This is a genomic window from Thermosporothrix sp. COM3 (genome assembly GCF_059696735.1).
Genome location: NZ_AP019376.1, coordinates 1,792,028 through 1,805,261 on the forward strand (window position 1 = coordinate 1,792,028; position 13,234 = coordinate 1,805,261).

At 52.0% G+C, this 13,234-nt stretch carries 11 protein-coding genes and 1 other annotated feature (1 of these 12 only partly in view); of the genes, 7 read left to right on the forward strand and 4 right to left on the reverse strand.

The genetic code is table 11. From position 1 onward, the window contains the following. The first annotated feature begins 84 nt into the window (after positions 1-84). Positions 85-486, forward strand: coding sequence for a MerR family transcriptional regulator (locus KTH_RS07860; RefSeq protein WP_111323659.1), 402 nt, complete (start codon positions 85-87; stop codon positions 484-486). A gap of 786 nt (positions 487-1,272) precedes the next feature. Here the strand turns inward: KTH_RS07860 and KTH_RS07865 are convergent. Continuing rightward, positions 1,273-2,622 carry a hypothetical protein gene (locus KTH_RS07865; protein WP_497617665.1) on the reverse strand — a complete coding sequence of 450 codons (1,350 nt, stop codon included), beginning with the start codon at positions 2,620-2,622 and terminating at the stop codon, positions 1,273-1,275. Between the two features lie 992 nt (positions 2,623-3,614). Between KTH_RS07865 and KTH_RS07870 the strand changes: the two genes are divergently transcribed. From KTH_RS07870 to KTH_RS07880, 3 genes are all read left to right on the forward strand, one after another. After that, positions 3,615-4,523: a carbohydrate ABC transporter permease gene (locus tag KTH_RS07870; RefSeq protein WP_497617667.1), complete on the forward strand. Its 909-nt coding sequence runs from the start codon at positions 3,615-3,617 to the stop codon at positions 4,521-4,523. A 67-nt stretch (positions 4,524-4,590) separates the two neighbouring features. Next, positions 4,591-5,493: a carbohydrate ABC transporter permease gene (locus tag KTH_RS07875; protein WP_497617669.1), complete on the forward strand. Its 903-nt coding sequence runs from the start codon at positions 4,591-4,593 to the stop codon at positions 5,491-5,493. 26 nt (positions 5,494-5,519) lie between these two features. Beyond that, on the forward strand, positions 5,520-6,863 hold the full coding sequence (locus tag KTH_RS07880; RefSeq protein WP_497617671.1) for an ABC transporter substrate-binding protein: 1,344 nt from the start codon (positions 5,520-5,522) through the stop codon (positions 6,861-6,863). 214 nt (positions 6,864-7,077) lie between these two features. Here the strand turns inward: KTH_RS07880 and KTH_RS07885 are convergent, their stop codons facing one another. After that, positions 7,078-8,394, reverse strand: coding sequence for a hypothetical protein (locus KTH_RS07885; RefSeq protein ID WP_497617673.1), 1,317 nt, complete (start codon positions 8,392-8,394; stop codon positions 7,078-7,080). Positions 8,395-8,713: 319 nt separating this feature from the next. Here KTH_RS07885 and KTH_RS07890 point away from each other — a divergent pair, with 319 nt between their 5' ends. The 3 genes from KTH_RS07890 to KTH_RS07900 all read left to right on the forward strand — a co-directional run bounded on the left by KTH_RS07890 (position 8,714) and on the right by KTH_RS07900 (position 10,685). Continuing rightward, positions 8,714-8,989, forward strand: coding sequence for a hypothetical protein (locus tag KTH_RS07890; protein ID WP_497617675.1), 276 nt, complete (start codon positions 8,714-8,716; stop codon positions 8,987-8,989). Positions 8,990-9,132: 143 nt separating this feature from the next. Next, a complete protein-coding gene (locus tag KTH_RS07895; protein ID WP_497617676.1) occupies positions 9,133-9,690 on the forward strand; it encodes a peroxiredoxin in 558 nt (185 codons plus the stop codon). A 140-nt stretch (positions 9,691-9,830) separates the two neighbouring features. After that, positions 9,831-10,685 (forward strand): alpha/beta fold hydrolase, encoded by an 855-nt coding sequence (locus KTH_RS07900; protein ID WP_497617678.1) that lies wholly within the window; start codon positions 9,831-9,833, stop codon positions 10,683-10,685. A 70-nt stretch (positions 10,686-10,755) separates the two neighbouring features. On the opposite strand, the gene KTH_RS07905 is transcribed toward KTH_RS07900, so the two are convergent. Next, positions 10,756-12,357, reverse strand: a complete 1,602-nt coding sequence (locus KTH_RS07905) for a Na+/H+ antiporter (RefSeq protein WP_497617680.1) — start codon at positions 12,355-12,357, stop codon at positions 10,756-10,758. Between the two features lie 82 nt (positions 12,358-12,439). Next, entirely contained in the window at positions 12,440-12,895 is a 456-nt protein-coding gene (locus tag KTH_RS07910) for a hypothetical protein (protein ID WP_497617682.1), read from the reverse strand. A gap of 107 nt (positions 12,896-13,002) precedes the next feature. After that, positions 13,003-13,234: a binding site (T-box leader), on the forward strand (it continues 2 nt past the right edge of the window).

The window sequence follows — 13,234 nt, forward strand, 5'->3', positions numbered from 1 at the left end:
CTTCTTTTGGATCGAGCCAGAGAACTGCGGCTCGCCATTCACTGTACTTCTTCAAGTTAACTTGAAGTCAAGAGGGAAAGATGCATGAAAAATGACGATCTTACGATTACCGAGGTGGCGCGGCGCACGGGGTTACGTCCTTCGGCTATTCGCTACTATGAAAGCATTGAGCTGCTTCCTGAGCCGCGTCGGGTGAGTATGCGCAGACGGTACAATGAGGAGACAGTGACGCGAATCGAGTTTATTCAAACCGCTCGGCAGCTTGGCTTCTCGCTTACGGAAATTAAAACGCTGCTCGATGAACGCGAGGCGTCGCCCGTCTCTGACCGCTGGCAAACGCTGGCCCGAGGTAAACTGATAGAAATTTCCTCGCTGCTCGATCGCACCATGAAGATGAAGCGGCTGCTTGAGCAGGGCCTGAAGTGCCGCTGCTCGGATCTGGAAGGCTGCATTGACTGCCTGTTGCTCAACTGTCAGGAAGGGTAGCCAAAAAAGTGGCGGGGCCAGTTCAGGGACCGGCTCCGCCACAAAATCCGGTATCGCCTTTCATCGACCGCTCAGGGACGAAAAAAGGCAAAAGAGCAAAGGTGGACTGAGAACAGAAATGATAGGAGAGTAAATTCGGTTCTCACCACACCAGTGACCAGGGGGAGCATGGAATGCTCACCGGGCTTTATGCTACCTTCAGACAATCAAAACCACCTACAATGTGATTTCAATGTCCTTCCACAAACATCACAGGTAATGTAACATATTCATCGCGTCATGTCAATGGTAATATCACATGTTTGAAGAAATACGTTGCACAAGCAAGAGAATGGAGAGAAAATACGAAACATTTGTAACAAAATGTAATGCTCGTGTGAAACTCTGTTGGAATTGGGAATGCGTAGAAGTGCCTGGCAGAGCATATAGAGAGCGAGCCAGATGGAAACATGCTGAGGGTGGTAAGGGAGCAAACCCGAATGCGTCGCTGTCCGCTTGCAAGCACAGGGACACATCTGTTCTTGTATGCAACGTTGTGTACAAATAGATACAAGAGCGCCCTACAAATAGATCTGCATCACAACGAAACCGGGCACAGCTTGCTGCTGGTCCTCTTAGAAGAGACGAGGAAATGACAGAAGTGGTGGAAGGAAAAAGGTCGCCAGGGCGATAGAATGCTGCTTGCGAGGGCCGCCTGCACGCGTCTTTTACCTGTTTTGCTTCAGCATAATTTAACTTCCCGCAATCGTCAAATCGTGTATGCTTTCAGCTAAAGCGGCGCCGCTCTTATAATGCTGTACGACTTTCTATGCCAGTGTGCTCCTGATGTGTTGAGAATGCTGGCGCTGGATCGGCATGAGAGGGAACAGGCTGTACGTGCCGTCTCCATTGCTGAATGTACTTGCGAATCCGCTTCCAGAGTGCTATGACATCATCGGACAGCACGAAGATGCAGAGAAACAGGACTGGAAGCACCTTACTGATGACCATGATACGCCAGCCGAGCAGGTCGACGCTTGTGCCGTAGAAAGAATCGTGCTTGGTTCCAATATTCAGTATATTGAGAAATACAAATGCACTCGGTAAACAGGTAAGCAAAACACATATACGCGAACGAAGCGTTTGAAATTCCGGGCAGCAGACCAGACAGATAGCGATTACAGGTGCGAGACTGGTATAGTGATACTCGAAAACCAGACTGTAGAAGAAGAGATAGTACACTGTGAGCAGGAAGCAGCCTTTGACAATGTGGAAGCGCTTGCGCAGGCTGAGCACCAGAATTCCAGCCAGCGTCCCATAACGAATAAACTGGTAGACCACATCCGGAAGGTTGGTATCAAAGCGGATGAGCGCCCCGAGCGTGATGATCTGATCCGGTCCAAAGACAGAAGCTGCTAGAAGCTGCCCGCGTAAATTATCAATATAGTAGTTTGCCGCTCCATCAAGGGTGAAAATCCCGGTGTAGAGTGCAAACAGCAGCAGGCCCCCGAGTGCGATCCCGGAGCGCTTCTTGATGATGAGCAGCGGCGTCCATAAGAAGACAATCGGCTTGACAAGCATCGTGAGACAAGACAGAATGGAGCTGCTGACAACACTCTTTCTTTTCACCAGATCGATAAGAAAGAGCAGCAGAAACGCGTTCAGCACGCTATGAAACTGAGCAATTGCAATTTCGAGATAATTGGTCGCAAAGGCCAGCAATACAAAAACTGCAAACGATATATATTTACTGTTCTGAAATATCCAGATAAAGTAGCATACAACACCGATAGTGAGCGCCAGTTTGAGCATCAGCCATGCCGTAAAGGCGTGCTCTGGTGAGAAGGGCAGCAGTATTGTGCCGACTATTAACGTAAACAGCGGATGGTAGACATTCTTGTTCGCCGGATGATCCTGTGAAAAACGGGTACCATCTGGCAGCTCTTCCCCGGTCAATTTTCCATTATGCCAGTAAGCGTATGCTCCGTCGGGAACCTGATAAAAATCGAGTCCTTTGCAGCAATAATGAATTGCACTTCCTGTGAAGAGTCCGTTGAACCACCCCGTATGAAATGCAGAAATATAATACAGCATATGAATAATCAGACCGAGATAGATAAGCTTATACGTTTTGATCGATTTGAAAAAGTCCTTCATTGTTCAAAATCCTCTTACTCATGAGATCTTTCTATCTCTCTATCGATGGCGATGCGAAAACGCTGCATGAGGACGTATTCTCACGCGTTCTTCATGGTTGAATCCAGTTCCTCCCCTTTCCGTGCTATACGCATTTTTAGAGTAAATCCAGGAAAAAGGCGCCAGTTAGGAGGATACGGTGTGACTGCCCGTTCCTCTTCAGATTCGACAGCTTTGCACTTTTGCATGCACAGACCCTGTCTCAGGCCGGTATTTGTATAGACAAAAAGAGAGGAATAAGGACGATATTTGTTCATACAAATAAGGGGAGAACACAGGATAAGCTCAGCCTGTAAAGAGGCTTTTCATCGTCGAGAAAGTGGATCTTTCCTCGTAAGACAAGATGAATTTGTAGCTGGCATTGTTTCAAGACTTGTAAATGGGTTTTTTGCATGGTATGATTAGACCATGAAAGGTGTGATGTACAAGTTCAATCATTTACGACTTTGCTCAGACTATCTGTATACAACTTATTTGCGGTTCGTTCAAAAGCTCTGCTGTACTGAGCCTTCCGGGAGCTCTCCCGGGGTATGACCGCTTGACCCAGGAAGCAGCCTGGCAACCCGAACCGGTGACATCACTCCTGACAGCATTACGCAAGTGCTTTCTTTGCCTCTCATCATAAAAGGGCATCTCGAACTTTTAATAGAAAAACGTTGTCCATTTCTCTTTTTATTTATAGAAGACGGAAAGCGGAAATACTGTAGCAAGCGTGGTGGTGGTAAAGGGTATATCGGTTCATATGCCGAATACATCTGGTTCGATCATGGATAGATTGAACCTTGTGTTCTGTGTCGAGTTCTGTGCTGAACGAGGACACTGTGAGCTTGCATAAATCCTACGCGCTCAACGACGAGCACGTCTTTGTGACGTTTGCGTTTCCGATACATTGATGTGGCTTTTGCGTGTTCTGTTAACACGCGGAAAACGTTTTTGAAGGAGGCATTGCAGTAATGCAAGCTGTCAAGAAAGCCGGTCTCACACGACGTGAGCGGATGAACATCGTCAAAGGGCTGTTATTTATCAGTCCCTGGGCCATTGGCTTTATTGCCTTTGTGCTTTTCCCGCTTGTGTACTCCCTGGTCATCAGTCTGTTCCGCTATAGTGGTATGCAAGCGCCCGTCTGGCTTGGTTTGCAGAATTATCAGCGTATGTTCACTGATCCCCTGGTTGGCACCTCAACGTTTAACACGTTCTTCTACACCATTCTTGCAGTTCCTATCGGCCTGGTTGTTGCTCTCTTGCTGGCAATCGCGATGAACCGTCCGGTTCGGGAGGCTCCCCTTTACCGCACACTGCTGTATTTGCCCTCATTGGTACCGGCATTCACCATCGCCTTTATCTTTATCGTGCTGGTGAACCCCCAGTTTGGTATTGTGAGCCAGTTCCTGGGCCTCTTCGGTGTGCCTGCAACCAACTACCTCGGTGACCCGACGAGCGCAAAGTGGGTCATTATCATGTTGGCTCAGCTTGGCGCAGGGAATGCAGCCCTGATCTTCCTGGCGGGTATGAACGGCATCCCGACGACCCTGTATGATGCAGCGCGCATTGATGGCGCGAGCAAGCTTCAGTGCTTCTTTCGGATCACGCTTCCACTGCTTTCGCCCACCATCCTCTTTAATCTCATTACTGCGATCAGCGGTGGTCTGCAAGTTTTCACCCCTGCATACATCATGACAAATGGTGGCCCCAACAATGGCACCCTGTTCTACATGTTCTACCTCTACAGGAACGCCTTCAGCTATGCTCAGTTGGGCTATGCATCTGCCCTGGCAGTAGCACTGTTCCTCGTTGGTATGGTGCTCTCAGTAGTGCTCTATACTGTGGCACAGCGCTTTGTCAACTACGAGGTTGGCGCGTAAGGGATCTTCAGATCAATACGAGACCCGCCCATCTTTGGTGATGGTGCGAGAGGAGGATATAGCAATTATGAAGTCGGCTCTTAGTATGGAACCAATTGAGCAGCAGGATCTTCCCCCTGTCAAGCGCGAAGGCTACAAAGTCAGCATCTGGCAGAAGATCTGGGATAGCATTGTTGCCCGTATTTTCCTGGTTGTTATGAGCGTGCTCTTCTTGATCCCGCTCTACTGGATGGTTGCCACTGCGTTAAAGTCGAACGAAGAGATGTCAGTGACACCGCCCACATTTATTCCACAAAGCTGGCTCTGGGAAAACTTTGTGAAGGCGGTCACGATTATTCCTTTCGGCACGTTCTTCTTGAATTCGCTGCTTATCACCGCTTTAACAGTCATTGGTACCGTCGTTTCTAACCTTATCGTTGCCTATGGCTTCTCGTGCATCCAGTGGAAGGGGCGAGATCAGTTGTTCTATCTCGTTCTGATAACCCTGTTCGTCCCGTTCCCTATCGCGCTTATTCCACAATTTGACCTGTTTGCGTGGCTTGGTTGGGTAAATACCTACCTGCCATTGATTGTCCCTCATTTTCTGGCAAGCGCGTTTTCTACGTTCCTCTTGCGGCAGTTCCTTTTGCAGATTCCGCAGGATATGCTCGATGCTGCTCGTGTCGATGGTGCAAGCGAGTGGCGTATTCTCTGGACGATTGTTGCACCGACGGCGCGTCCGGCACTGGCGACGGTCGCGATCTTCGCCGCTATCGGTGCATGGAACGACTTTATGGGACCCTTGATCTATCTACAGGATGAATCGTTGCAGACGCTCTCGATTGGCTTGCAGATGTTCCGCTCCACGCATGATATCCAGTTCAACCTGTTAATGGCGGCTTCTGTCCTGATTATCCTGCCAATCATGGTTCTCTTCTTCGCCTTCCAGCGATTCTTCATTAAGGGTATTACCGTTGGTAGCTTCAGATAAGTACGATGATGAGAGGAATCTGTAAGATGATACATACGAGGAAGTTGTTGCAGGCAGGGTCGCTGCTTATGGTTTCCCTGATGCTGGCGGTCCTGATCTCTGCTTGCTCTATGGGGCCAAGCGATCCTCATACCATTACGTTCTGGACGACGCGTACCGGAACGGTGGATATGGGGGGATGGAAGAAGATCATTGCAGGATTTGAAAAGGCGAATCCTGGCTATCATGTCAAACTGGTTGGCAAGCCATCACCCTCCCAGGGTGATGCGACAGCTCTGATTACTGCCGTGCGTGGTGGAACCCCGCCTGATGTGTTTGAAGTTGACCGCTTTACTGTCAGTCAGTATGCATCGATTGGTCTTTTGAGCAGCCTTCAGCCGCTGATCGAGAAGGAAGGTGGCAAGACCTTCAGCGATCAATATTTCCCGTTTGCCTGGAAAGAGACCATGTACCAGGGTGAATCGTATGCCCTGCCGTTTGATAGCGATGCTCGTGGGCTCTATTATAACAAGAAACTGCTCCGCGAGGCCGGCATTGATCCTTCTATTCTTGATCCGAAAAATGGTCCTCCAACTATTGATGAGATTATGGAGATCTCGCGCAAGCTGGTAAAGAAGGATAGCAAGGGGAACTATACACAACTCGGTCTGATCCCCTGGGATGGCGAAGCGTCGCCTGCAACCTGGGGCCTGAGCATGGGCGCGAAATACTACGACCCAACCACGTGTGAGTTTACCGCGTTCGAGCCCGCCTTTAAGAAAGCGTTCGAGAACTACGCGAAGTGGTCGAAGGAGCTGGACTATCACAAGGTTGACACGTTTATGGCAACCTATCAGCCACCCAATGCGCCTCCGAGCGAGACCCCGTTCTTCACCGGCCATCTGGGAATGTCAATCACTGGAAACTGGTTGCTGTCGAGCATTCGCGACTACGCTCCCAAGCTGGACTACGGCATTACCTATCTGCCTGTCGGGCAAAAAGGGGACAAGCCGTTTACCTGGGCTGGCGGCTATGCGCTGGTTATGCCGAAGGGCGTGAAGAACGTGGATGGTGCCTGGAAACTGATGCAGTATATCGCCGGCCCTGAGGGACAGCGTATCTACTCTCTTCAGACACAACACCTGCCAACGCTGAAATCGCTGATCGACGATCCCGAGATTACCGCTGGCAATCAGAAGTTCTTTGCCTCGATGATGCCCTTTACGCTGAGCCGCCCGCCGATGCCGGTGGGTGCCCAGATCTGGGACGCGATGGATACAGCGAAGCAAGCGGTGTTGCTTGGCGATAGTACGCCACAGCAAGCGCTGCAAAACGTGTATGACCGCGTACAGCCGCAGCTTCAACAGTTCTGTCCTTTCCAGCTCCCGTAAAGGCAGAACAGTCTGTGTGAGCAGTCGATCAGATCGGTCGGCTGCTCTTTTTTGCGCTATTCAGTTGAGATGAGTTGGTCAATGGCCTACATTTATTTCCCTCCATTTGGTGGCTCTGGTATGCTACATAGTGGGAGACGTTCTTCCCCTCTTTTGTCTTATGAGTGGGACGAGAGAAAACATGGTTCAGGTGAGGAAGGGAAACCCCTTCCTCCTATTTTTTCGCGTTCAGCAGCTCGCCGAGCCGTTTCACCTCGCGATTCTGTTTATAGGGACTGTGCAACAACTGCTTATAGATGTCGCGAACCCGGGTGATATGCGCGAGCGACTGCACCTCCTTGCACTCATTACAGGCGCTGATAGCCTTCTGCGTCGCCATAAACCAATCTTGCATAGCAAGCGAGCTCTGCGCATAGAGAATGTCGGTCCAGGCGCGGCGGCGGGTATGAGTCTGGCCGCTCAGCAGTTCGAGCTCGTCCAGCTCCTCGATTGCCTCCGTTGGGCGCCGTAACGCGAGCATTGTTTTCGCTCTGCCGATGCGCCAACGCCGCTCGTCGAGCCCCTTCATATCCCCATCAAGCAGGATCTGGTTGTAGGCATCAACGTCGCTCTCCAGTCCGACCAGATCTTCCGCTTTTTTCAGCAGGGTGAGCGCAAGCGTTTCGTCGATGGGAGATGAGCGCTGAAGCGCCCGGGCACGCGCCATCTCTGAATAGATAATGCCTTTAAGTTGCGGGCGAGCGTTCGGCAATGCCCGTTCAAAGTCGGTCAGGGCGGTTGCGATTTTATCTCGTTTCAATGTGATCTGCCCCTGCTGCACGCTGTCACCAATCGCGCCCCAGACGAGCAGCACGAAGCCACGCGTGTACTGCGAGGCGGCGAGGAGCTGGAGCGAGGTCGGGTCATCACCAAGCTGCCGGGCAACGCGAACGCCATGATTCGCATAGGTATAGGCCCGAAGGAAATCGCCACGATCCCGAAAGAGCGTCGCGGCAAGTCGATAGTAACTGTTGAGAAGTTCACGCGAGTGTTTCTGCAAGTCACCTCGCGCTTGCTTCTCTATGCCTTCAAGATGCTTGAGCTGCGCAAGGATATCAGTCAGCGAGTCGCCTGCTGTGCTGGAATAATGCAGTTTCCAGAAAAGTTGAATATCCTTGTGATAACGGTCAATATCGATTTGTGCATACTGCAACACAGCAGGAGCTGCATATGCGGTTTTGGTGTCTGCAATGCTGGAAAGCGACGCAAGACCAAACAATCCAAGAGGAATCCCTACAATTTCCGCCAATGCACGTCGTCGATGAATATCGAGGGGTACTTTGTTCCGATACTCCATTTTATAAATCCAATCCGGTTTAATTGAAGAGCCTGTTCGTTCGTTGTAGAGCCTGGCAATTTCCTGTGCGCTTTTGCCAGAGCGACGGTGATAATCGAGGAGGACTTCGCCCGCATTCGGCCACCCATCTTCCTGTTTTGAGTAGGGCCCGTACTCGCCACGCATGCCCCAATAGACTCTCACGCCATTTCCCATACCTTCCTTCTCCCAGCTACTAGAGAACTATCTATAACTTATTATATGCTTGCATTTTTCCTCTGTCTACTGTTTCATCCCCGATTGGTACTTGTATATCCTACTGTTGAATTTCTGTCTTTTTCCTACGAAATGAAATGGTACGCTGTTTGTGTAGAAAGGATGCAGGCTTACTAAACCTGCTTTCTTGCTTGAAAAATCGATATCGCGTTGTTCCCGGAGGCGCTTGCATTTCACTGGCGTCGTCTCTGTTGCAGTGATGCAGCATGGTTGTGTAGATGCGCAAGCCATACAATGGTGTGTGAAGAGGAGTGAAAGAATGAAGGAACAGGAAAGATATGAGTATTTGCGCAGACAGATAAGAAAAGAGTGCAAGCGGATTCGACAGTTGATTCGAGATGGAGTCACCCCTGAGCATGCACGCACGATCAGACGGTGCAATCAGCGGATCGCGCAGTGTGTGCTGCAACTGGATCGATGCATTGGACGCGACCGAACCGATGACATCTTAGCTCAGATCTATATTCGACTCGGGTTGGTGAACGTCAATGTCCGTTCGCTCACCCCCTCTGTAATTGCAGAAATACACGAATGACAATCGTCCCCTCATGGAAGGCGCGGTACCTCTGGATGAGCCCGCGCCTTTTTTCCCTTTGGCCTGCTTCTCGTGAGTGCCATTGGCTCTTTTGGGCTGGTTCTGTATCCTGTACACTAAAGCGGTAGAAGGAGGTACCCACTATGGTAGAAAATGTGTATGTATTGCCTGATAACTTACCGGTACCCGAGGATGACGGGGCCTGTCGCCATCTGCCGGGAATTGAACTGCCATCGGTCCCGTTGCTTGCCACAACAGGCGAGATGATCGATGTTGCCTCATTGCCCGGATTAACCGTTCTATACTGCTTTCCGCGCACAGGGAGGCCCGGCGTGCCCAATCCAGAGGGATGGGATCTGATCCCGGGAGCGCGTGGTTGTACGCCACAAGCCTGCTCGTTTCGTGACCACTTTCAGGAACTCCAGCAGTTCGATGCCCGGGTGTTTGGTTTCAGCACGCAAACGCCTGAGGAGCAGCAGGAGCTTGTCGAGCGTCTGCACCTGCCATTTCCGCTGCTCAGTGATGAGCATCTGACATTCGTACAGGCGCTCCGCCTGCCCACATTCACCGTTGAGGGCATGACGCTGGTCAAACGCCTGACGTTGATCGTGGAAAGCGGCAAGATTATCAAGGTGTTTTATCCGATCTTTCCGCCTGATAAGCATGTCAATGAGGTGCTTGCCTGGTTGGCGCAACGGTAATACGACAGCTTTACTGGAAACGAGGAATAGTCGAGCTTTCCTTTCAGCGTATGATATGTTATTGTGAAAATACTCCCTGTAGAAATGGTAGAGCGAACAACCTGTGCCGTGTGGAATAGTGCTGAGAAGGGAGCACAACGATGACTACGACTCTCCTCGTTGAAGGGCTTGTAGAGCTGTCCGACGGGCCAGTGCATTATTATGAAGCGAGTCAGCACGGCCCGCCTGTTGTATTGCTTCATGGGGGTATGGACAACGCGTTATTGTGCTGGAAACGGCTGTTCCCCGTGCTTGCGGTCGCTTATCAGGAACAGGCCCCTGACTGGCCGGGACAGGGAAAGAGCATTCCATATCGTGGGCGTGCAACGCAGGCCGCGCTTGAAGACTGTCTTGAGCGCCTGCTTGATGTCTGGGGATTGAAGCAGGTGGCACTCGTGGGCATGTCGATAGGGAGTAGCGTGGCGCTTGGTTTCGCGCTGAAACATCCTGAGCGAGTCACGCGGCTGGTGCTCGGGAGCTGCGTCGGGCTGCTGGAGCATGAGAAGCGTGAGCATTTGAATTCGCTCCTGCTGCGCACGCCGCTGGCCTCGCGTCTGGGAACTGCTGTAGCCAGCCGGGAGACGATTCGCTTCATTGTGCGGCATTACCTGTTTGAGTCGGAGGTACCCGATTTTGACACGATTGTGGATGAGGTGCATCAGGAAGTCAAGAATCGAAAGACGCTGTTTCCTGATTGGGTGATTGATGAAACGCGCTGGAAAGGGCCGAAAACCTATCACATGCCTCATCTGCCGAAGTTGCAGTGTCCGGCGCTGTTTATTCATGGCGAAAAGGATAAGCTGGTGCCACGAGAATACGCTGAAAAGGCCGCTCATCTGGCTCCACAGGGGGAACTTCTGGTGATTGATGGATGTGGTCACTGGGTTCATCATGAGCACCCGGTTGCTTTTAATGCCGCTGCCGCGCGTTTTCTGGCTCCACTTGTAGGGATGTAGGAATGATGCAAAGAGTCTGTATGGATATTTCGCGTACAGGCTCTTCTCTCTTTTCTCGAATTCTCGCTTGTTATGGCATCTTTCCCCGGTGGAATTGTGCTTCTTCCAGATCGATATCATGTTCAATTGCATGAAAAATCTCATCGCTGATCGATCCACTATCGCGTAGATCGATTGCTGCGAGACGCTTGGCATGCAGAATTTCATAATAGAAGCGGCCTATCGCTTTGGGCCGTTCAAGTGATGGTTGAGAACCTTTCCATTTATAGCGAAACATACGCAGATCCTGTATGCGCTTCTCGTAGCGCCTGTGGAGCGCCATCGCAACATCTTTCGGGACCCATTCCTCGTTCTGAAGCTCTTCAATGCGTTGAAGAGCAGCCTCAAGAATCGTGCGCACGGCAACCCGGTATTCATTGCCGGACGTATGCTTTTCGCCGAGGTGTAACAGGCGTATCAGCGGTGAAAGCGTGAGTGCCTGTAGCTCGAGTGTTGCCAGAATCACGCTGAAGGTCAGGAAGATCACGACATCGCGCCCGGGAAAAGCGGCGCCATTGGGGAGCGTCAGGGGGATCGAGAGCGCCGTTGCGAGCGAGATGCCGCCTCTCATGCCCGACCAACCGATCAGCAGAGCCGAGCGCCAGCGCGTGATAGGCTGAAATGAGGGGATCAACCGGCTGAGCATTTTCGCAATGGCGGTACTGGCAACGCACCAGATCAGGCGAATCACGATCACAGCCAGACAGATCAGCACCGCATGCCCCAGCAGCGTCAGGAAGGGCATCCCTGAGAGTGCCGCAATGATATCGGGGAGCTGCAACCCGATCAGCATGAAAATAAAGCCGTTGAGCAGGAACACCGCCACGTTCCAGAAGGCCCCGGCTTGCAGGCGCGTATTGGCCGAAAGCAGCGTCGCGGAGCGCTGTCCCAGGAAGAGCCCGGCAGCCACGCACGAGAGCACGCCGGAGAGCTGGAGCGCTTCCGCGAAGAGGTAAGCCGCATAGGGAGTGAGCAGCGAAATAACGATCTCACTGGTTGCGTCGTCGATGCGCTGGTAGAGCCAGGTGACGGGCCACGCGATAATCAGCCCGATCAGCACGCCCCCCACGCTGACAAGGACAAATTGGAGTGCCGCCGCACCAGGCGAGAAGGTCCCACTGAGAGCGGCTGCCAGGGCGAAGCGGTAGGCAACAAGCGCCGTGGCGTCGTTGACCAGACTCTCGCCTTCAATCACGGTCGTCAGGCGGTGCGGCAGGCGGAAGTTCTTTATGACGGTCCCTGCTGCGACGGTGTCAGTCGGTGAGACGACCGCGCCGAGGATAAAAGCAACCGACCAGGGAAGATCCGGGTGAATGGTATGGAGCACCCAGGCAACAAGCAACATGGTCAGCAGAACGAGCCCGACCGCCTGCAAGAGAATCGGGCGTAGCGATTCACGAAAATCGCGCCAGGACGTAAACCAGGCTGAAGTAAAGATAAGAGGAGGGAGGAAGGCAACAAAGATCAGATTCGGATCGAGATGTATGTCCGGCAAATTGGGTAAAAAGCCGAGCAGTATCCCCCCGATCACCAGCAGGATCGGGTATGGAATGCGCAGCCGCGTCGCCAGAATCGCCAGCGCCACAATCACGGACAGCAAAATAAAACTCAGAACGACGGTTTCATGTACCAAAAGCTGCCACCTCTCGTCTCCCCGAAGCGCTGACTGCTCGCCTGGTGTGAAGGAGCTTCCGGGGGTTCTCTATTCAGTATACCTACTGGATTCGAGGTGCAGGAAGGCGACAACCGAGACGTAGAACGCGGATTCTGAGATACAACGTTGTTGCCAGCAGGAGCAGCGACGCGAGCCCGAGCAAGGGGCGCAGTGGATCGAACAGGGTCATGGCGCCGCTCATGCCAAGCAGCAGGACGACGATTTTATTACATATCGGGCAACCAACCGAGAAGAACGAAAGCAGAAAGCCGAATAGTGTCCGCAGGGTGCCGGTGCGCTCTTTGGGCTGCTGAGGCGGCGTCGGGTAGAGTGTTGCCAGTGCCAGCAGTGGCCCGATCAGCAGCGCGGAAAGCAGCCAGATACTATAGTCCAGCGTCCCGCTCGGCGTCATGCGCACGAAAAACGCGTTCGGAATCAATACCGTGGGAATGCCGATGAGAAGCGCTGCCCCGAGGGCATAGAGCGCCGAAAGGCTCCAGAATCGCCAGCCAAACATAGATACTGACCTCCTTTTGCTGTTACTGGATCTATCATACCGCCAGAAATGGGGGCTTGACAATCTGCACAGAAATCATGTATTCTGGGAAGAAGAAACGATACAGTGTAAACGCGCCGATCAGGAATAGTAGGCGTGAGGACGGTCTGTCAGCGAGCCGGAGAGAGTGAAAGCCGGTAGACGAAATCACGTTGAACCCACCTGAGAGCGTCAGCGAAGAGCTGACCGGAGCCTCCCCGTTAGCGCAGAGGAACGGTTATACTATTGACCGTAATGAGTGGATTGTGTTGTAATGCACAATCTGAACGAAGGTGGTACCACGGGAAAAACTCGTCCTTC